The organism is Streptomyces coeruleofuscus, from assembly GCF_039532725.1.
GTDB lineage: Bacteria > Actinomycetota > Actinomycetes > Streptomycetales > Streptomycetaceae > Streptomyces > Streptomyces coeruleofuscus.
Genome location: NZ_BAAASE010000004.1, coordinates 147643 through 166446 on the forward strand (window position 1 = coordinate 147643; position 18804 = coordinate 166446).

Sequence of the window (18804 nt, forward strand, 5' to 3'; positions counted from 1 at the left end):
CCGACGGGTACCCAAAGGCTCCGCCGGGGCATACCCTGCGGCTCATGACGGACGCGCACGCCCCGGAGAAGCCCGGCACGGCACAGGCCGGCACGAACCCCCTCGCCCCCGCCCCGGAGGGCGCCCGCACCGCCGCCGACGTGGTGACCCCCGAGCTGGTCGCCCAGCTCACCAAGGGCGTGACCGGCTCCGGCCGGACCGCCAACCACACGCCGTTCACCGGTGAGAAGCTGGCCGACCTGCCCGAGTCGACGCCCGAGGACGTGGCGAAGGCCTTCGAACTTGCCCGCGCCGCCCAGGCCGTGTGGGCGCAGACCCCGATACGGCAGCGCGCCGCCGTCCTGCTGCGCTTCCACGACCTGGTGCTGGAGCGCCAGGCCGAGGTGCTCGACCTGGTCCAGCTGGAGACCGGCAAGGCCCGGCTGCACGCCCACGAGGAGGTCCAGGCCGTCGCGGTCGCCGCCCGGCACTACGGCCGCAGGGCCCCCGCCTATCTCCGCCCGAAGCGGCACGCCGGTGCCATGCCGACCCTGACCAAGGTCATCGAACGGCGCCACCCGCGCGGTGTCGTCGGCCAGATCGCGCCCTGGAACTACCCCCTGGAGCTGTCGGTCGGCGACGCGCTGCCGGCCTTCGTCGCGGGCAACGCCGTCGTCATGAAGCCGGACACGGAGACCTGCCTCACCGCCCTGTGGGCCCGTGACCTGCTCATCGAGGCCGGCCTGCCCGCCGACGTGTTCCAGGTCGTCCTCGGCGACGGCCCGGTCGTCGGCCCGGAGGTCGTCCGGCACGCCGACTACGTCTCCTTCACCGGCTCCACCCGCACCGGCCGCGAGGTCGCCCAGGGCGCCGCCGCCCGGCTGATCGGCGTCTCCCTCGAACTCGGCGGCAAGAACGCCATGCTGGTGCTGGAGGACGCCGACATCGAGAAGGCGGCGGCCGGCGCCGTCCGCGCCTGCTTCTCCTCGGCGGGCCAGCTGTGCATCTCCATCGAGCGGCTCTACGTCCACGAGTCGATCGCGGACGCCTTCCTGGAGCGCTTCGCCGCCCGCACGAAGGCCATGCGCCTCGGCACGTCCCTGGCGTACGGCGCCGACATGGGCTCCCTGGTCGGGGAACGCCAGCTCGAAACGGTCACACGCCACGTGGAGGAGGCCGTCGCCAAGGGCGCGAAGGTCGTCGCGGGCGGTGTGGCGCGCCCGGACATCGGCCCGTACTTCTTCGAGCCCACGATCCTCGACGGGGTCGCCACGGACATGTCCGTCTGCGGGGAGGAGACCTTCGGCCCGGTCGTGTCGGTCTACCGCTTCACAGACGAGGACGAGGTCATCGAGCGCGCCAACGCCACGGCGTACGGCCTGAACTCCTCGGTGTGGACGAAGAACGGCCGGCGCGGCCAGGAGGTCGCCGCCCGTCTGCGCACCGGCACCGTCAACATCAACGAGGGCTACGCACCCGCGTACGGCAGTGTCCAGTCGCCCATGGGCGGCATGAAGGACTCCGGCCTCGGCCGCCGCCACGGCGCCGAGGGCATCCTCAAGTACACCGAGGCCCAGACGGTCGCCCACCAGCGTGTGCTCCCGATGGCCCCCGCGCTGGGCATGGACGACGAGCAGTACGCCCGGTTCATGAGCAGGAGCCTGCGCCTGATGAAGGCGTTCCGGTTCCGGTGACGCAGCGAGGAGAGCACGTGCCTCAGGACGCTTACGACTACGACGTCATCGTGGTCGGCTCCGGTTTCGGCGGCTCGGTGACCGCCCTGCGCCTCACGGAGAAGGGCTACAAGGTCGGCGTCCTGGAAGCCGGCCGCCGCTTCACCCGCGAGTCCCTCCCGAAGAACTCATGGGACCTCAGGAACTACCTCTGGGCGCCGAAACTCGGCATGTACGGCATCCAGCGCATCCACCTCCTGGGCAACGTCATGGTCCTGGCGGGAGCGGGCGTGGGCGGCGGCTCCCTCAACTACGCCAACACCCTCTACGTCCCGCCCGAGCCGTTCTTCGAGGACCCGCAGTGGCGGGACATCACGGACTGGCAGGAGGAGCTGAAGCCGTACTACGACCAGGCCCGGCGCATGCTCGGCGTACGGCTCAACCCGACCATGACCCCGTCCGACGTGCACCTGAAGGCCGCGGCCGAGCGCATGGGCTGCGGCGACTCCTTCCACCTGGCACCCGTCGGCGTCTTCTTCGGCGACGGCGAGGACGCGGACGGCACGGTGAAGGCGAAGCCGGGCCAGGAGGTGCCCGACCCGTACTTCGGCGGGGCGGGCCCGGCCCGAAAGGCCTGCGCGGAGTGCGGCGAGTGCATGACCGGCTGCCGGCACGGCGCGAAGAACACCCTCAACGAGAACTACCTCTACCTCGCCGAGAAGGCCGGCGCGGTCGTGCACCCCCTGACGACGGTCGTCTCGGTCACCGACGACTCGCGCGGGGGGTACGCGGTCGCGACCCTGCCCACCGACGACCGCCGCAAGTCCGAGGGCCGCACCTACAGGGCCCGTCAGGTCGTCCTCGCCGCCGGCACGTACGGCACCCAGACGCTGCTGCACCGCATGAAGGCCGGCGGCCAGCTGCCGCACGTATCGGACAAGCTGGGCGGGCTGACCCGCACCAACTCCGAGGCCCTGGTCGGCGCCCAGACCGACGACCGGCGCTACCGCAAGGCGCACGGCGCGCCGAAGGCCGACTTCACGCGGGGCGTGGCCATCACGTCCTCGATCCACCCGGACGAGAACACCCACATCGAGCCGGTCCGCTACGGCAAGGGCTCCAACTCGATGGGCAGCCTGTCGATCCTCCAGGTCCCGTACGCCGGGAACGACTCGGGCGCCTCCCGGGTCCTGGGCTTCCTCGCCCACGCGGCGAAACACCCCTTGCTGGTGCTGCGTTCCCTGTCCAACCGCCGCTGGTCGGAGCGGACCATCATCGGCCTGGTGATGCAGTCGCTGGACAACTCACTGACGACGTACCTGAAACCGTCGGGTGTCGGCCGGGGCCTGCTCACCGCCCGTCAGGGCCACGGCGCGCCCAACCCGAAGCAGATCAAGGCGGCCACGGAGAGCGCGTCGGCACTCGCCGCCGAGATCAACGGCTTCGCGGGCTCGAACGTCGGCGAACTGATGGGCACCCCGCTCACGGCCCACTTCCTGGGCGGCTGCCCGATCGGCGACTCCCGCGAGACCGGCGTGATCGACCCCTACCACCGCCTCTACGGCCACCCGGGCATCTCGGTGGTCGACGGAGCAGCGGTCTCCGCCAACCTGGGCGTCAACCCGTCCCTCACCATCACCGCCCAGGCCGAGCGCGCGATGTCGTTCTGGCCCAACAAGGGCGAGCCCGACCCGCGTCCGCGGCAGGGCGCGGCCTACGAGCGTCTCCAGCCGGTCGAGCCGAAGTCCCCGGCGGTCCCGGCGGAGGCGTTCGGCGCGCTGCGGCTGCCGTTCCTGGGCATGCCGGCCGTGCCGCCGAAGAACTGACCGGCAGCGGACAGCAGAAGAGGGACCTGCGCCCCCCTCCGAGCGCAGGTCCCTCTTCTGCTTGGCGTCGCCCCTCGCGGGACGATCCGTCTTACGCCTGGGCGCCGGCCTTACGGCGACGCACCACGAAGATCGCACCGGCACCGGCGACGACCGCGGCACCGCCGACCAGGCTGATCACCGGCAGGGCGGAGCTGGAGCCGGTCTCGGCGAGGCTGCCGGTGACCTCCGGCGTGTTGCCGCTGGGCTTCTCGTCGGTGACGGGCGCCTTGCCGCCTTCTTGCGGCTTGGTGCCACCGGTGTCCGTACCGGCCGCCACGATCTGGAACTTGTACGAGACGTCACCGAAGCCGATGCACTCGTCGTCGTTGTCGCCGTAGATCGTCGCGCCGAGCGAGAAGCCGGCGCCGACCGGGGCAGACGGCTTGACGTTGAGGCGCAGCGGGATGTTGACCTGGTACTCGGGCTTCAGCTCGTCGGTGTAGCCGACGTAACCGACCGCGTAGCCGCCCTCGTTGAGGTCGACCCAGATCTTGTCCTGGGGGTCCCAGGCCTGGAGCTGGACCTGCTTGCTGGAGAACAGCTCCTCGCCGTTCTTGTCGGGGGAGGCCCCGGCGAAGAAGTCGAGGTCGTTGAGCGTGGAGTCGGAGTTGTTGGCCACGTTCAGCGAGAACTTGTGCCAGCCGCTGCCCGCGGCGATCTTGCCGGGCAGGCCGGTGATGCTCACGTCGACCTTGGTGTCCTCACACACGGAGGGCTCGGGGTCCGGGGTCTCGGACTCCTCGGGCGCCGACGTGCTCGGCTCCGGGGCGGACTCGCTCACGGAGGTGCTCGGCGAGGGCGACGTCTCCGGGGCGGATTCGCTCACGGAGGTGCTCGGCGAGGGCGACGTCTCCGGGGCGGACTCGCTCACCGAGGTGCTCGGCGAGGGCGACGTCTCGGGAGCGGACTCGCTCACGGAGGTGCTCGGGGTGGGCGTCGTTTCGTCGGTCGCGTACGCGGCCGGTGCCGCGAGCAGTGCGACCGGGGCTATGACCGCCGTAGCGGCCGCTGCTGCCATGGCGCGGCGAAGCTTCATGAAGACCTCGGAGAGTCCGGCGTACCGCGGGAGGCGGTACGAACGTTGGGGGAGGCCTCCGCGTGTGGGGCGCGGGAGTGCCCGTGGTTCGGCAGGTTTGATCGGTGAAGCCTGTGAATGGTTGTGCTGGCATTCACAGAATTTTTATGTGGGCTGGGTCACGTCCAAGACCTTCTTGTGAAGGCGCTTCCCATCCGCTTAGATCTTGACTTCGTGTCTGAAAACCCGTCCGACGATCAGCCGTTGGCCCCGGAGATCCCCGACGACGTCTGGGAGCAGTTCACCCGCGACACCGCGCGGAACACCTCCGCCCCGAAGGAACCCTCCGCGCGGGCGCGCATGGTGACCGAGCGGCTGCGGCAGCAGGAGGCCCGGGGAGAGTCGCCTCCGGGCTGGCGTACGGGCCCGGCCGTGTCGAACGGCCGTGTGGCACGACGTCGCAAGCTGTGGGCCGTTCTCGGCGTGCCGGTCGCCGCCGCCGTCGCTGTGGTGGCCCTGAAACCGACGCTGCTGCCCGGCGATCCCTTCGGCACGGACGAGACGGGCGCCGCGGCCTCACCACTGCCCGCCGAGACCGCCGCCCCCACCGCCGCGCCCGGGGCGTCCGACCCCGGAACCCCCACCCTGGACAAGCCGTTCGCCGGTTCCCCGGCGCTGCGCTGGGCCGACGGTGAGGCCGGCATCGTGCTGCCCGAGGCCAAGGCCGTCGGTTCGGTCACCGAGGAGCGCGTGCGGCAGGCGCTGAAGCTGACGAAGAAGCTGCTGGTGGGCGCCAACCTCGACCCGAAGACGGTGCGCGGCGCCCGGCCCGAGGCCGCGCTCTCCCTGCTCGACCCCAAGCAGCCGGAACTCCTCGACGAGCTCGACACCGCCCTGCGTTCCCCGAGCGCGAAGCACGACCCGGTGACGCTGTTCAGCCGTTTCGACCCCGACGAGGTGCGGCCGGCCGGCGACGTGATCAAGACACGCGGGCACATGACGTTCAAGAAGGGATCCCACGGGGGCGTGGCGGTACGCGCCGACTACACCTTCGTCTACCCCGTCGTGCGCGCCGACGGCCCCGTCGAGGTCACCCGCACCATCGTGCGCCGGGTGCTCGACGTCGAACTCGCCGACCCCGCGCAGTACGAGGTCACCCGGGGCCGGCTGCTGCTCCTGGAGTACGACCAGGAGATCGGCAACTCCTCCTGCGACGTCCACGACGGCTATCTGCACCCGGAGTTTCCGTCGAGCGAGCCCACGGACGCGCCGCCGAGCGGCCCGACGACGGATCCGTACGACCGGAGCAAGGACCTCGACCGCGACCCGGACGAGTGCGGGACGGTGTCGCGCACCTGAGCAGAGCGAAGAGCCCCGCGGGGTGGAGCCGCGGGGCCCTTCTTCTCGTCAGCACCGACGTCAGGGCAGCGCCGGTGCCTGGAAGCGGCGCCGGGGGGGTGCGCCGCTGGTCTCGGCCGCGCCCGACCGGACCATTGGTCTCGACCTCTGGCGGGCGGGCAATGCGGGTGTCCGCGGAGGGACTTGAGCTGTCTACGCATCGTGCTGGATGAATGCGGCGTCCGCAACCGTTCGACCCGGCCTTGGTGCATTTTTGCAAGGTCCGCCGGCCGGCCCCGGGCGTCCCCGGAGCCGGCCTTTCTCTTGGGTGACCGGGCTGCTGTCCCCTGCCGTCCGGTCACTTCCTGGAGCGAGGTCCCACGACGCACGGCACGATCCGTACGTCTCATCGCTCCAGCGAGCCACGCGTGGTTTCTCTCGGGCCCGCGCCTGGCTGGCACGGACACCGGGACCAACGAAGCGGCCCGCGGGACGGTCACGCGCCGTACGGGTGAGAAGGGGGCGCACGTCTGTCCTGGGAACGGGGTTTCAGATCCTGCCGCGGCACAGCTCCAGCAGGGTCATCGCGAGGGCCGTGCCCGGCTTGCCCAGCGCCTCCCGGTAGCGGCCGAGGACCTCCATCTCGCGGGAGAGGTTCACACGCCGGCCGCCGGAGGAGATCCGGGCCTCTTGAATGACGGCGGAGACGGCCGCCCGTTCCTGGATCAGGCCGATGATCCGGTCGTCCAGCGCGTCGATGCGCTCACGCGCGCCGGTGATCACGTCGGCGGCCTCGGTGGTACGGGCGCCGGTCACTTCGGTGGCGTTCATGGGGGCTCCTTGTCGTCAAGGGATGCCCCGGAGCGGCAAGGCCCGGACGACGACAGGCGCCCCGGACCTTGTCGGCCCGGGGCGCCTGGGAAGTCGCTTGTCAGTTGCTCAAGCAGCACGACCATGGCAGCCGGCGGGCCGGGTGCCATAGGTAAAGACGTACGTCTGGTGCTGGAGCATGGGGCCAGTATGCCCCGCTTCCCGGGGGCGTCCAACCCGGTTCGCATCCTGAGACGGCCCCGGTCCCCGGCGCCCGGACGGTGCCCCGCTGCACCCCGGTAGAATCGGGTGGCACAAGACCCCCGCCCCACCGCCGGAAGGCACCCTGTGTCATCAGCGACTCCCGCTGCCAGCGCCACCGACACCGTCCTGGTCGTCGACTTCGGCGCGCAGTACGCCCAGCTCATCGCCCGTCGTGTCCGCGAGGCGCGGGTCTACAGCGAGATCGTGCCGAGCACCATGCCGGTCGCCGAGATGCTCGCCAAGAACCCCGCGGCGATCATCCTCTCCGGCGGCCCCTCGTCGGTGTACGAGGAGGGCGCCCCGAGCCTGGACCGCGAGATCTTCGAGGCCGGTGTCCCCGTCTTCGGCATGTGCTACGGCTTCCAGCTCATGGCGCGGACCCTCGGCGGCACCGTCGACAACACCGGCGCCCGCGAGTACGGCCGCACTGAACTGCACGTCTCCAAGTCGTCCTCCACCCTCTTCGAGGGCACTCCCGCCGAGCAGGCCGTCTGGATGTCGCACGGCGACGCCTGCTCCGCCGCCCCCGAGGGCTTCTCCGTGACGGCCTCCACGGACGTCGTGCCGGTCGCCGCGTTCGAGAACGACGAGAAGAAGCTGTACGGCGTCCAGTACCACCCCGAGGTGATGCACTCCACGCACGGGCAGCAGGTGCTGGAGCACTTCCTGTACCGGGGCGCGGGCCTGACCCCCTCCTGGACCACGGGCAGCGTGATCGAGGAGCAGGTCGCCGCGATCCGTGAGCAGGTCGGCGACAAGCGCGCCATCTGCGGGCTGTCCGGCGGCGTGGACTCCGCCGTCGCCGCCGCCCTCGTCCAGAAGGCCATCGGATCCCAGCTGACCTGCGTGTACGTCGACCACGGCCTGATGCGCAAGGGCGAGACCGAGCAGGTCGAGAAGGACTTCGTCGCCGCGACCGGCGTGCAGCTGAAGGTCGTGGACGCCGAGGAGCGGTTCCTCAAGGCGCTCGCCGGGGTCTCCGACCCCGAGGAGAAGCGGAAGATCATCGGTCGTGAGTTCATCCGGGTCTTCGAGCAGGCCCAGGCCGAGATCATCGCGGACGAGGGCCCGGCGGTGGAGTTCCTCGTCCAGGGCACCCTCTACCCGGACGTGGTCGAGTCCGGCGGCGGCACCGGCACCGCCAACATCAAGTCGCACCACAACGTGGGCGGCCTCCCCGAGGACCTCGAGTTCCAGCTGATCGAGCCGCTGCGCAAGCTCTTCAAGGACGAGGTCCGCATGGTCGGCCAGGAGCTCGGCCTGCCGGACGAGATCGTCCAGCGCCAGCCCTTCCCGGGCCCCGGCCTCGGCATCCGGATCGTCGGCGAGGTCACCAAGGAGCGTCTGGACCTGCTGCGCGAGGCCGACGCCATCGCCCGCGAGGAGCTGACGGCAGCCGGCCTCGACCGTGACATCTGGCAGTGCCCGGTGGTCCTGCTCGCGGACGTCCGCAGCGTCGGCGTCCAGGGCGACGGCCGTACGTACGGCCACCCGATCGTCCTGCGGCCCGTCTCCTCGGAGGACGCGATGACGGCCGACTGGTCGCGCCTGCCGTACGACGTCCTCGCGAAGATCTCGACCCGGATCACCAACGAGGTGCGTGACGTCAACCGCGTCGTCCTCGACGTGACCTCGAAGCCGCCGGGGACGATCGAGTGGGAGTGACCCCTACGTGCGCTTGATCGTGCGCAGGGGTTCGCCGGGGGTCCAGATCTGGACGACGAGGTACTTGTCGTCCTCGACGTAGGTCCGTACGACCTCCGTGAGCTCGGTACGGAAGAGGTGGAACGGCTCAGGCGGCTCCACCTCTTCGACGTATCGGGCCTTCGTCTCCACGTCGTCGACCTCGATCGCCCGGCCGCTGATCCGGACGTCGCCGCCGCCCATGCCGGTGCCCTCCCCGGGGTTCGCCTGGAGCGCGAAGCGGGGGTCGCGGCGCAGGTCGAGCGCCTTGAGCGAGTTCGGCATCATGCCGAGCCACAGTTCGCCGTTCAGGAACCGCACCTCCAAGCCGCTGGTGCGGGGCGAGCCGTCCTTCCGGAGGGTGGCGATGATGTGGTGGGTGTAGGCGCCGAAGCGCTTCTCGACGGTGCCGGCCAGATCCGGTTCGGCGGTGGCGAAAGCCGCCCAGTTCTCTGTCATACGGAGAGTCTGGCGCCGAACCCCGACATCTTCTGTCCGCTATTCGTGGGGTGGGGGAGACTGGGGGCGAAAGGGGTGCGCACGGGTGCGCGCGGGTGCTCACGAGGCGTTCGGCGGGGCACTCGCCTCATCTTCACGAAACGGTTCTGTTCTTCCCGCCCCGACCGGCGGTAGCTTCCGCCCCGTACGCAGAAACAGCGCTGGAGGACCTATGCACGGGCCCACCCCGCCCCTGCCGCTGCCCACCGACCGGCTGCGGTTCGCGATGCCGCCGATGCACGAGTCGCTCGAGGACGAGCGCCGGCACCGCAAGGAACGGCTCGCGGGGGCCCTGCGGATCTTCGGACGGCTCGGCTACGAGGACGGCGTGTCCGGGCACATCACCGCCCGCGACCCCGAGTACAGCGACTGCTTCTGGGTCAACCCGTTCGGGATTCCCTTCCGGCACGTCACCGTGAGCGACCTGGTGCTCGCCAACCAGGACGGCCAGGTCGTCGACGGCCGCTACCACGTCAACCAGGCCGCCTTCACCGTGCACGCCCAGGTCCACGCCGCCCGGCCCGACGTGGTCGCCGTCGCCCACTGCCACTCCGTGCACGGCCGGGCGCTCGCCGCCCTCGGCGAGCTGCTGGAGCCGATCACCCAGGAGAGCTGCGCCTTCTACGAGGACCACGCCCTCTACGACGCCTACAGCGGCGTCGTCGTCGACGCCGAGGAGGGGCGGCGCATCGCGGCCGCGCTCGGCTCCCGCAAGGCGCTCGTGCTGCGCAACCACGGGCTGCTGACCGTCGGCGACTCGGTGGACGCCGCCGCCTGGTGGTTCGTGTCGATGGAACGGTCGTGCCAGGTGCAGCTGACGGCGCAGGTGGCCGGGCGGCCGGTCCGCATCGACCACCGGATGGCGGTGGCGACGCGGGAGCAGTCGGGGGGCGACCTGGTGGCGTGGATCAACTACCAGCCGATGTGGCTGGAGGTCAGCCGGAGTGAGCCGGATCTGATGAGCTGAGAGGCCGGCCCGTCAGAAGCCGCGGAGCACTGCCGCCTTGGTCAGGGCGAACTCTTCGTCGGTGAGCACACCGTCCCGGTACAGCGCGCCCAACTCGCGCAGGCGGCGCAGCAGTACGTCGTGGTGGTCGGCCGCGGGCGGTACGGCGGGCGCCGGGCGGGAGCCGGGCGCGTCGGTCTCGTGGTTCCCGGCCGCGGCACGGGTGGACGGGTGCGGCAGCCTGGCGGTCACCGCCGTCGCGACGAGCGCGGTCAGCAGATCCCGGCGGGTGCTGCCCCACAGGTCCAGGGCGTACGGGTCCTTCTCGGGCGGCAGTTTCGAGAACACCGTCTCGCGGGTGACGAAACGCAGAAAGCCGTCCTCATGGCCGGAGTTCGGCAGCCACTCGACCCGGACCAGCTCACCGAGGCCGATGACGCGCGGGCCGGTGGCGCGTTTGACCCGCTCGGAGGTGTCGGCCCAGTCGATCCGTACCCGGGTCCCGTCGAAGGAGACCGTCCCGTCGGACGAACGCACCGACACCGGAACCGGCGGGCCGGGCAGCAGATAGGCCTTCGCCGGCTCCTTCGTGATCCGGTCGAGCAGCAGCGCGCGGCGGATCTCCTCGGCGACGTACTCGGCGACCCCCGTCCGGTCGACGTCCACCGCCAGCCGGTACGGGTCGGCCGCGTCCGGCAGCCGCCCGCCGGTCGCCTGGAGCAGCGGGTCGGCGCCCTCCCGCAGCCGCAAACGGAGCCGTGCGCGCTTGCGTTCGGGTTCGATGGCGACCCCCGACACCGCCTCCAGCGGCACGGCGACCTCTCCGTACGTCTGCCGGAACAGTGGCACGGAGCGGTGCAGACCGGGCGTGATCCGGACCGTGCTGCCGTCGAAGGCCCAGGTCCCGTCACGCTGGATGATCTCGGCCATAGGGGAATTCTCGCAGCCGGGTCAACACGACACGCGGAAGTTCACCCGTGCTGACCGGACGGGGCGGACGCGGACCGGGTGGTGAAGGGATAATCCGCTGTCGTCGCACAGGAGTTGTACAGCGGTGTTTCCGGGGTCCGGAAGACCGACGGTGGTTGGGTCGCGGGAAGGCGGGCGTCGGGCGTGACGGTGCGCGAGACGGGGCAGGGCGGCGCGGACGCGGGTGGGTATGCGGACGCGGGTGCGTATGCGGGGCGGTACACCGGTGGGGCCGGGAGCGCGTACGGCGGTGGGTATGCGGGCGGCCACGGTGGTGTGCGGGGAGGTGCGCCCGGAGGCATGCACAGCGGTGTGCACGGAGGCGGGTGTGCCTGCGGCGACTGTCCGCACGGGGCACGCGAGGGGCACCGGCGGGCCGTCGCCGCGTTCCTGCGCAGGCGCGACGAGTTCGCGGCCGGGCAGGGGCTGCCGGCCGCGGTGGCCCACTCCGCCTCGGCTTGCCGCCAGTGGGTCTCGGAGGAACTGGCGCAGTCAGAGGAACTCGTCGCCGAGCGCGGCCGGGCCGAGGGCAAGGCCTGGCTGGCCGGCCTGTGGCGCCGCACGGCGGGTGCGGTGTGGGCGGCCGTCGTGCTGTTGCTGCTCGGTCAGTCCCTCACCGCGGTCGGTGCGGGCTGGACGGCGGCCCGCACGGCCGGGCTGGCCGCCGCGCTGGTGGTCGCCGGGGCGCTGACGGCGGCGTCGTGGTTCCACCGGGCGAAGGGCGGTGCGCTGGCGCCCCTCATCGGCGAGGACAACCGGCTGTCCACCTCCCGTACGGTCGCCGGGGCGTGGGTGCTCTTCGTGGCCTACTCGGTGCTCGTGCTGGCCGGACGGCTGGCGGGCGCCTCCCGGCACACGGACCGGGACGCGCTGCTGTCCGGGCTGGAACTCGCCCGCGGGGCGGGGGTGGTGACCGTGCTCGCCGTGCTGTGCGGGATCGCCGTGCTCGTGCGGCGGGTGGTCGGGCTGCGGGTGCTGGGGCAGCGGCTCCAGAAGGTGCCCGCCGACCGGCCGCGAGCCGCCGACCTGCTGACCGACGACGCGGGCCGGGGCACCTTCGCCGACATCCAGTACGTCGTGATCAGCGGCGTCGCCCTGGTCTTCGCGGCGGTACGGCTGGCCAGGCGGCCGGACCAGCTGCCGGATCTGCCGTGGGGGCTGGCGGTGGTGGTCCTGGTGTCGGCGGCGACCTACCTGGCCGGCAAGTACGCGGAGGGTGGCCGGCCGGTCATCCTCTCCGTCGTGCGGTCGAGGGAGGCGGGGGACCTGGACGGGCCGATCCGCACGGGCGACGACATCGAGATCCGGGGCGCCGGGTTCGTGCCGCCGGGCGCACAGGGGGCGGACCGGCTGGCCCGGATGGTCGTCCGGGTCGGCGCCGTGCATGTGCACGTCCCGTTGGTGCCCGTGCCCGGGGGATTCAGCAACCCGACGGACACGCTGCTGACCGTGCCGGTGCCGGCGGATGTGGAGCCGGGGCGGGTGGAGGTGCAGGTGGTCACGGCGGCGGGGGTGGAGACGAACCGGTACGCGGTCGATGTGACGGAGTGAGGGCCGGTCGATGTGACCGAGTGAGGTCCGGCTGTCCTGCCTGGCTGCGAGCAGTCGTGCCGCTCGGGGCCGGGCTCCCGGTAACAAAAGCGGCCGCACAGGGTTGAGCCGGGTCGGTTTGTCGTACGTATGGTCTGTTGAGGGGGTCTCGGCACCGGCGGGCGAGAGGCGGCTAGCAGCGATGACTCACGGCATGAGATCGGACACGCACACCCCCCACTTCGGCAGCGGGGGAGACTGGCGGGACACCGGCGTCCGTTACGCCCTCCTCCCGCTGCGGATCTTCCTCGGTGTCACCTTCGTCTACGCCGGCCTGGACAAGCTCACCGACAGCGCCTTCATGCAGGACGCCGGTTCCGGCTCGATCGGCGACATGATGCGTGCCGTCCGCGACTCCGCCGCCATCCCCGCCCTGGTCGACCTCTCCCTGAAGAACCCTGTCGCCTTCGGCTACACCATCGCCTTCGGTGAACTGGCCGTCGGTATCGGCACCCTGCTCGGCCTGTTCGCCCGCCTTGCGGCAGTCGGCGGCGCGCTGATCTCCCTCAGCCTGTGGCTGACCGTGAGCTGGGCCTCCGACCCGTACTACTACGGCAACGACCTCGCCTATCTCATGGCCTGGATTCCTCTCGTCCTCGCGGGTGCTCCCCTCTTGTCCATGGATGCCGCCCTGCGGTCGCGGCGACGGCAGAGGACAGGCGGTTACCGGTAGCGAGCGACAGCGGGCTGGGCGGCGGGCGGGCCTCTCGTCAGGCCGCCCTGTCCGGGCCCGGCTCGTCGGTGGTGGTATGGCCCGACGCGCGGCGCCGGCGCACACGGCCCGTCAGGAACCCCACCGCGCCGGCCAGGAACAGCCCGCCCGTGACGAGGGGTATCGCCACGAACCAGGGTGTCTCCCAGGCACCGCGCGCGTCACCGGCGTAGAGGACGCCCACCACGATGAGGAGGGTGCCGGCGACCAGCTTTCCGGGCTGGAGTTCATGACGCAGCACGGGCCACCTCCGCCTGTCCCATGCCGACCTGGAGATCCAGGTCGATGGTGCCCGACTTCTCGACGCCCTCGGCGGGGGAGAGGGTGATCTCCTTGTGCCGGCCCGGTTTCACGTCCACGTCCTTCTTGTCGTCGCCCGGCAGCTGAAGGTCCCCGAGCCCCACGTCGACGTTCAGCCGCACGGTCACGTCCTCGGGCACGATCACCTTCACCTGGCCCACGCCGACGTCGGCACGTGTCGTCACGGTCTGGTCCCGGTCTATGTCCACCCGGGTCAGGTCCAGGGTGCCGACGCCTGTGCCCAGGTCGTACCGCTGTCGTACGTCCGTCACCGAAGCGGGCTGCCAGGTCGTGCGGTCCCACTGGGTGCCGATGTTCTTGGGCAGTGCCGCCGAGCCGGCGAGCAGACCGGCCGTGATGATCGCCAGGAGGATCGAGCCGGCGCCGGTCCGCCCCAGGAAGGCGCTGACCGCTATGCCCAGGCCCAGGACGGCGAGTGCGCAGGACAGGCCGGTCTGGAGACTCGTGCCGAGCGGCTGCTGCTCCCAGGTCAGGCCCGTGCCCAGGGCACCCGCCAGCAGGGCCAGCAGGAAGACCCAGCCGCCGATCCAGCGGGGGCCGCGCGGCTTGGACGGTCGGGTGTGCGGGGCGGGGATGTCCTCGCGGTCGCGGGGCTGGACGCCGAGGCCGATGTTGACGGCTGCCGCGACGTCCAGGTCGCGGGAGTCGCGGGGACCCCAGAGGTATCCCGTGCCGCCGATGTGGGTGCCGTCCTTGACGATGGGGTCACGCCACCAGGAGGGGTACGTGATGAACACCGGCGGCGCCTGCGGCTCCGGCGGGGCATCGGCGACGGCCTGGGCGGCCAGCGGGTCGGGGCTCGGGGCGCCGCGCTGCCGTGACCAGTAACCGGCGCCCGCGAGGAGGAGGGAGAGGACGACGGCGAAGGTCAGCACCCCGCCGTTGTTCAGCAGGGTCAGGAACACTCCGCAGCCGACCAGCGCGAACAGCACGGCCGTCAGGGCCTGGCCGTCGACGCGGCCGGTCAGCAGCTTGCGCACCTCGTTCTCGTCCTCGTCGTCGTAGGGGACGAGGAGCCAGGCGAAGCCGTAGAAGATGAGGCCGATGCCGCCGGTGGCGGAGAGCACCGCGAGGGTGATCCGGAAGATCACCGGGTCCATGTCGCACTGCCGCCCGAGCCCGGCGCAGACGCCGGCCAGGGCCTTGTGGCGGCGGTCGCGCCGGAATCTGTGCGGTGGTCCGGGCGGGACGGCCTCCCCGGCCGGGGCGGCCGCGTCGGGCGAATCCCTTCCCTGTTCCTCCGCGCCCGCGCCCCCGTGCCCGTGCGCGCCCGGGGGAGCGGGGGAGCCGGCGGGGGCGGTGCCCGCGGCGGGCGCGGCATCCTGCGGCCCGGCGCCCGGTGCGGGGCGCGGGCCGGAGCCGGGTCCCGGACCCGTCGCGGCGTGGTCGTGATCGGTCATGGGTCCATGGTGACGGGCGCGGCGGTGCGGCGGCAGTCGGAATGACCCTGGCCGGACCCTGATATCGGCCCTGAGGGACGGCCCGGGAGGCGTTCGAGGGGCCCGGGTCCGGAGATCAGGGGAGTCTCCGGGGTCGACCCTGATGCTCCGGCCTTGCGGCCGTGTGACCATCAGTGACATGTCGGAAGCCGCAGCAGCGCCACTCGCCGAACCGCGGCCGCCGCGCAAGCTCTACCGCAGCAGTGACGGACGCTGGCTCGGTGGTGTGGCGCGAGGGCTCGCCGGGCACCTCGGGCTGCCCGTGATCTGGGTACGGCTCGTCTTCGTCGGCCTGTTCATGGCCGACGGCCTCGGTGCGCTGCTGTACGCCGCGTTCTGGTTCTTCGTCCCGCTCGGCGTCGGTGGGGTCGAGGCACAGAAGCCACCGTCGCTGGTGGCCTCGGAGACCTCTCCCGACGGCCGCCGCAGACTCGTCGCCCGCAGACCCGACAAGGGCCAGATCGTGGCCCTGCTCCTCATGGTCGTCGTGGCCATGGTGTTCGTGGGCAATGTGAACCTCGGCGGTGGGGCCAGGGCGTATCTGTGGCCGACCGTGCTCGTCGGCGCGGGCGTCGCCCTGGTGTGGCGGCAGGCGGACAACGCCCGCCGGGCCCGCTGGGTCGAGGTCGGCCGCCGCCGGCGGACGGTCACGCTGCTGCGCTCGGTGGGCGGTGTGCTGCTGGTGACCGCCGGCGTCTCCGGCATCTTCGTGCTGCAGGGCTCCGCCGCCCACCTCGGCTCCGTCCTCCAGGCGGCCCTCGCGGTCCTCGTCGGGATAACGCTTCTCGCCGGGCCGTATCTGGTGCGCATGACGCAGGACCTCTCCGAGGAGCGCCTGATGCGCATCCGCGCCCAGGAGCGCGCCGAGGTCGCCGCGCATGTGCACGACTCGGTGCTGCACACCCTCACCCTGATCCAGCGCAACGCGGAGAACGCGAGCGAGGTGCGCCGCCTCGCCCGCGCCCAGGAGCGCGACCTGCGCACCTGGCTGTACAAGCCCGAGGGCACCGGCAAGGACGAGGCCGACGAACCCACCACGCTCGCCGACGCCGTGCGGCGCAACGCGGCCGAGGTGGAGGACAAGCACGGCGTGCCCATCGAGGTCGTGGTCGTGGGCGACTGCCCGCTCGACGAGAGAATCGCCGCACAGATGCAGGCCGCGCGCGAAGCAATGGTGAACGCCGCCAAGTACGGTGGCGAGGGCGGAGCCGTCCAGGTCTTCGCCGAGGTCGAGGGGAAGACGGTCTTCGTGTCCGTCCGGGACCGCGGCCCCGGCTTCGACCTCGACTCGATACCCGCCGACCGGATGGGTGTCAGAGAATCGATCATCGGCCGCATGGAGCGCAACGGCGGTACGGCGCGGCTGCGCGCGGTACCGGACGGCGGCACGGAGGTCGAGCTGGAGATGGAGAGGGCGGAGAAGACGTCATGAGCGACCCGACCGAAGCGAACAGTACGGCGGGATCGGCGGAGGCGGCCGGGCCCGGGGAGCCGGGCGGTGGCACCGGCGGGCGTCGTGTGCGCGTGGTCCTCGTGGACGACCACCGCATGTTCCGCACGGGGGTCCAGGCCGAGATCGGCCAGACCGAACAGACCGGTGTCGAGGTCGTCGGCGAGGCCGCGGACGTCGACCAGGCGGTCACGGTCATCACCGCGACCCGGCCCGAGGTGGTCCTCCTCGACGTGCACCTGCCCGGTGGCGGCGGTGTCGAAGTGCTGCGCCGCTGCGCCCCGTTGATGGCCGACGCCGAGCAGCCCGTCCGTTTCCTGGCGCTGTCCGTGTCGGACGCCGCCGAGGACGTGATCGGCGTGATCCGGGGCGGGGCCCGCGGGTACGTCACCAAGACGATCACCGGCACGGACCTCGTCGACTCCATCTTCCGTGTCCAGGAGGGCGACGCGGTCTTCTCCCCGCGGCTGGCCGGGTTCGTCCTCGACGCCTTCGCCTCCACGGACGCGCCGCCGGTCGACGAGGACCTGGACCGCCTCACCCAGCGCGAGCGCGAGGTGCTGCGGCTCATCGCCCGGGGATACGCGTACAAGGAGATCGCCAAGCAGCTGTTCATCTCCGTGAAGACGGTCGAGTCGCACGTCTCGGCGGTCCTCCGCAAGCTCCAGCTCTCCAACCGGCACGAGCTGACGCGGTGGGCGACTGCTCGCCGGCTGGTGTGACGCGGGAGCCCCGGGCCGCCTGACGGCGGTGGGAGAGGCCGGATCGGCGACGGTGGCGCCGCCACGCCCGGTCACACCACCCGGGTGGCGCCCGTGAACGGCATCTCGTCGAGCGGGGCGACCCGGACCGGCGCGGAGGGGCTCGGGGCGTGGATCATCCGGCCGTCGCCCACGTAGATGCCGACATGACTGATGCCGGCGTAGAAGAACACGAGGTCCCCGGGGAGCAGTTCGGAGCGGGAGACGCGGCGGCCCGCGTCGATCTGGGAGTACGTCGTGCGGGGCAGGGAGACGCCCGCGGACCGGTACGCGGCCTGGACGAGGCCCGAGCAGTCGAAGGCGTTCGGGCCGGTCGCGCCCCAGACATAGGGGCTGCCGAGCTTCTGGTAGGCGTAGGACACGGCGGCGACCGCGCGGGCGTTGGGTGCCTCGGCGTTGACGGACCCGGGAGCGGTCAGGCCGTCACGGGCACCCGTCGAGGAGCGTGAGGCGCGGTCCGCGCCCCCCGGGTCGCTGATGCGGGCACGTTCCTGCGCGCTGAGCCGGGACAGCAGCCGGCGCGCGGAGCCCAGCTTGCCGGTGATCGTCTTCTTGTGCCGTCTCAGCTCCGTCTGCCGTGATTTCAGGGAGGTCAGCTCGATGTGGGCGGCTCCGCGCAGCTGCTCGATCTCCCGGAGCTGCCGGCGTACGCGCGCGACGTCGGCCTGCTGCCGGTTGCCGGCCCGCTCGACGAACTCGGCGTTCTGGAGGTACCGGTCGGGGTCGTCGGACAGGACGAGCTGGACCGCGGGGTCGAGGCCGCCCCCGCGGTACTGGGCGGCGGCGACCGAACCCAGTGCCTCGCGGGCGGCGTTGAACCGTTCCTCCTTGCGTGCCGCCTGGTCCTGGAGGTCCTTCAGCCGCTGTCCGGCCGCCTCTGCCTTCTCCTTCGCGCCGTTGTACTTCTCGGTGGCGACCTCCGCCTCCTGGTACAGCTCGTCCACCTTGGCCTTGACCTGGCCGGGGGTGAGCTCGGGTTCGGCGTGTCCGGTGCCGTCGAAGCCCGTCGCGGTCGCCGCGCCCGCCAGGGCGATCGTGGCGGCCGTACGGGCCTTGTTGCCGCTCGCGGAGCGCTGGCGGGGCTTGCGGTGCGCTGCCACCTGGGGGCCACGTCCTTTCCTGCGACCGCCGGCGGGTGCGTACGGCCGCCAGGGGGAGCGGACGGGCGGCCTGCGCGTCCGGCGACGGCCCGCACAGGGGGAGCGGACCGCCGCCGGGCCTTCTCGGCGGTGGTGTCCGACTGCCGCCCCTGGCCCGGGCGGCGGTGGGGAGCCGGGCACCTGGGGGAGGACGCTAAACCTCGTCGCGGCGGCCCGGTGGCGGGTGCGCGGAAGTGTCCCGAGAGGACCGGCGGTGACCGTATGCGACCGTGAGCTGGTCTCGCCGTCGTCGCCTTAACTCAGCGTGATGACCGATGCGCCGAATCATGGGCGCGGGACGGCGGACGGGTGCTATGGGCGCATATATGCATCCGACGGGCCGGTGTCG

General features: G+C 71.9%; 16 protein-coding genes. 9 read left to right on the forward strand and 7 right to left on the reverse strand.

The window, feature by feature from the left end:
- Positions 1-44: 44 nt before the first annotated feature.
- Positions 45-1673, forward strand: coding sequence for a succinic semialdehyde dehydrogenase (locus ABFX81_RS16100; RefSeq protein WP_346138235.1), 1629 nt, complete (start codon positions 45-47; stop codon positions 1671-1673).
- Positions 1674-1690: 17 nt separating this feature from the next.
- Positions 1691-3478, forward strand: a complete 1788-nt coding sequence (locus tag ABFX81_RS16105; RefSeq protein ID WP_086853269.1) for a GMC family oxidoreductase N-terminal domain-containing protein — start codon at positions 1691-1693, stop codon at positions 3476-3478.
- Between the two features lie 91 nt (positions 3479-3569).
- On the opposite strand, the gene ABFX81_RS16110 is transcribed toward ABFX81_RS16105, so the two are convergent.
- The gene (locus ABFX81_RS16110) at positions 3570-4556 is read right to left on the reverse strand and encodes an LAETG motif-containing sortase-dependent surface protein (RefSeq protein WP_346138237.1); all 987 of its coding nucleotides are present in this window, start codon (positions 4554-4556) and stop codon (positions 3570-3572) included.
- Positions 4557-4769: 213 nt separating this feature from the next.
- On the opposite strand from ABFX81_RS16110, the gene ABFX81_RS16115 reads away from it, so the two are divergent.
- Positions 4770-5894, forward strand: a complete 1125-nt coding sequence (locus ABFX81_RS16115) for a hypothetical protein (protein ID WP_346138238.1) — start codon at positions 4770-4772, stop codon at positions 5892-5894.
- Positions 5895-6422: 528 nt separating this feature from the next.
- Here ABFX81_RS16115 and ABFX81_RS16120 read toward each other — a convergent pair.
- Positions 6423-6704: a chorismate mutase gene (locus ABFX81_RS16120; protein ID WP_086843301.1), complete on the reverse strand. Its 282-nt coding sequence runs from the start codon at positions 6702-6704 to the stop codon at positions 6423-6425.
- A gap of 327 nt (positions 6705-7031) precedes the next feature.
- On the opposite strand from ABFX81_RS16120, the gene guaA reads away from it, so the two are divergent.
- Positions 7032-8612, forward strand: coding sequence for a glutamine-hydrolyzing GMP synthase (guaA, locus tag ABFX81_RS16125; protein ID WP_086843299.1), 1581 nt, complete (start codon positions 7032-7034; stop codon positions 8610-8612).
- A 3-nt stretch (positions 8613-8615) separates the two neighbouring features.
- Here guaA and ABFX81_RS16130 read toward each other — a convergent pair whose 3' ends face one another.
- Entirely contained in the window at positions 8616-9089 is a 474-nt protein-coding gene (locus ABFX81_RS16130) for a pyridoxamine 5'-phosphate oxidase family protein (RefSeq protein WP_086843297.1), read from the reverse strand.
- 211 nt (positions 9090-9300) lie between these two features.
- Between ABFX81_RS16130 and ABFX81_RS16135 the strand changes: the two genes are divergently transcribed.
- Positions 9301-10095 carry a class II aldolase/adducin family protein gene (locus ABFX81_RS16135; protein WP_086843295.1) on the forward strand — a complete coding sequence of 265 codons (795 nt, stop codon included), beginning with the start codon at positions 9301-9303 and terminating at the stop codon, positions 10093-10095.
- Positions 10096-10107: 12 nt separating this feature from the next.
- Here the strand turns inward: ABFX81_RS16135 and ABFX81_RS16140 are convergent, their stop codons facing one another.
- Positions 10108-11004 carry a DUF4429 domain-containing protein gene (locus ABFX81_RS16140; protein ID WP_086843293.1) on the reverse strand — a complete coding sequence of 299 codons (897 nt, stop codon included), beginning with the start codon at positions 11002-11004 and terminating at the stop codon, positions 10108-10110.
- 339 nt (positions 11005-11343) lie between these two features.
- On the opposite strand from ABFX81_RS16140, the gene ABFX81_RS16145 reads away from it, so the two are divergent.
- Together ABFX81_RS16145 and ABFX81_RS16150 are read left to right on the forward strand one after the other, a co-directional pair.
- Positions 11344-12594, forward strand: a complete 1251-nt coding sequence (locus ABFX81_RS16145; RefSeq protein WP_086843291.1) for a hypothetical protein — start codon at positions 11344-11346, stop codon at positions 12592-12594.
- Between the two features lie 181 nt (positions 12595-12775).
- A complete protein-coding gene (locus ABFX81_RS16150; protein WP_346138239.1) occupies positions 12776-13306 on the forward strand; it encodes a DoxX family protein in 531 nt (176 codons plus the stop codon).
- Between the two features lie 37 nt (positions 13307-13343).
- Here the strand turns inward: ABFX81_RS16150 and ABFX81_RS16155 are convergent, their stop codons facing one another.
- Positions 13344-13586: a hypothetical protein gene (locus ABFX81_RS16155; RefSeq protein ID WP_086843286.1), complete on the reverse strand. Its 243-nt coding sequence runs from the start codon at positions 13584-13586 to the stop codon at positions 13344-13346.
- Entirely contained in the window at positions 13573-15066 is a 1494-nt protein-coding gene (locus ABFX81_RS16160; protein ID WP_086843284.1) for a PspC domain-containing protein, read from the reverse strand. The genes ABFX81_RS16155 and ABFX81_RS16160 overlap by 14 nt, the downstream gene beginning before the upstream one ends.
- Before the next feature lie 178 nt (positions 15067-15244).
- On the opposite strand from ABFX81_RS16160, the gene ABFX81_RS16165 reads away from it, so the two are divergent.
- Positions 15245-16537: a PspC domain-containing protein gene (locus tag ABFX81_RS16165; protein WP_086843303.1), complete on the forward strand. Its 1293-nt coding sequence runs from the start codon at positions 15245-15247 to the stop codon at positions 16535-16537.
- Positions 16534-17277 (forward strand): LuxR C-terminal-related transcriptional regulator, encoded by a 744-nt coding sequence (locus ABFX81_RS16170; RefSeq protein WP_059424955.1) that lies wholly within the window; start codon positions 16534-16536, stop codon positions 17275-17277. Before ABFX81_RS16165 ends, ABFX81_RS16170 begins: the two co-directional genes overlap by 4 nt.
- A gap of 71 nt (positions 17278-17348) precedes the next feature.
- Here ABFX81_RS16170 and ABFX81_RS16175 read toward each other — a convergent pair whose 3' ends face one another.
- Positions 17349-18416, reverse strand: coding sequence for an NlpC/P60 family protein (locus ABFX81_RS16175; protein WP_086843282.1), 1068 nt, complete (start codon positions 18414-18416; stop codon positions 17349-17351).
- Positions 18417-18804: the final 388 nt, after the last annotated feature.

Excerpts from the sequence above, each read along its gene's own strand:
- ABFX81_RS16120 (WP_086843301.1), bottom strand. The coding sequence starts at position 6,704 with ATGAACGCCACCGAAGTGACCGGCGCCCGTACCACCGAGGCCGCCGAC.
- ABFX81_RS16165 (WP_086843303.1), top strand. The coding sequence starts at position 15,245 with ATGTCGGAAGCCGCAGCAGCGCCACTCGCCGAACCGCGGCCGCCGCGC.
- ABFX81_RS16160 (WP_086843284.1), bottom strand. The coding sequence starts at position 15,066 with ATGACCGATCACGACCACGCCGCGACGGGTCCGGGACCCGGCTCCGGC.
- ABFX81_RS16135 (WP_086843295.1), top strand. The coding sequence starts at position 9,301 with ATGCACGGGCCCACCCCGCCCCTGCCGCTGCCCACCGACCGGCTGCGG.
- ABFX81_RS16110 (WP_346138237.1), bottom strand. The coding sequence starts at position 4,556 with ATGAAGCTTCGCCGCGCCATGGCAGCAGCGGCCGCTACGGCGGTCATA.
- ABFX81_RS16100 (WP_346138235.1), top strand. The coding sequence starts at position 45 with ATGACGGACGCGCACGCCCCGGAGAAGCCCGGCACGGCACAGGCCGGC.
- ABFX81_RS16130 (WP_086843297.1), bottom strand. The coding sequence starts at position 9,089 with ATGACAGAGAACTGGGCGGCTTTCGCCACCGCCGAACCGGATCTGGCC.
- ABFX81_RS16140 (WP_086843293.1), bottom strand. The coding sequence starts at position 11,004 with ATGGCCGAGATCATCCAGCGTGACGGGACCTGGGCCTTCGACGGCAGC.
- ABFX81_RS16145 (WP_086843291.1), top strand. The coding sequence starts at position 11,344 with ATGCACAGCGGTGTGCACGGAGGCGGGTGTGCCTGCGGCGACTGTCCG.
- ABFX81_RS16170 (WP_059424955.1), top strand. The coding sequence starts at position 16,534 with ATGAGCGACCCGACCGAAGCGAACAGTACGGCGGGATCGGCGGAGGCG.
- ABFX81_RS16150 (WP_346138239.1), top strand. The coding sequence starts at position 12,776 with ATGACTCACGGCATGAGATCGGACACGCACACCCCCCACTTCGGCAGC.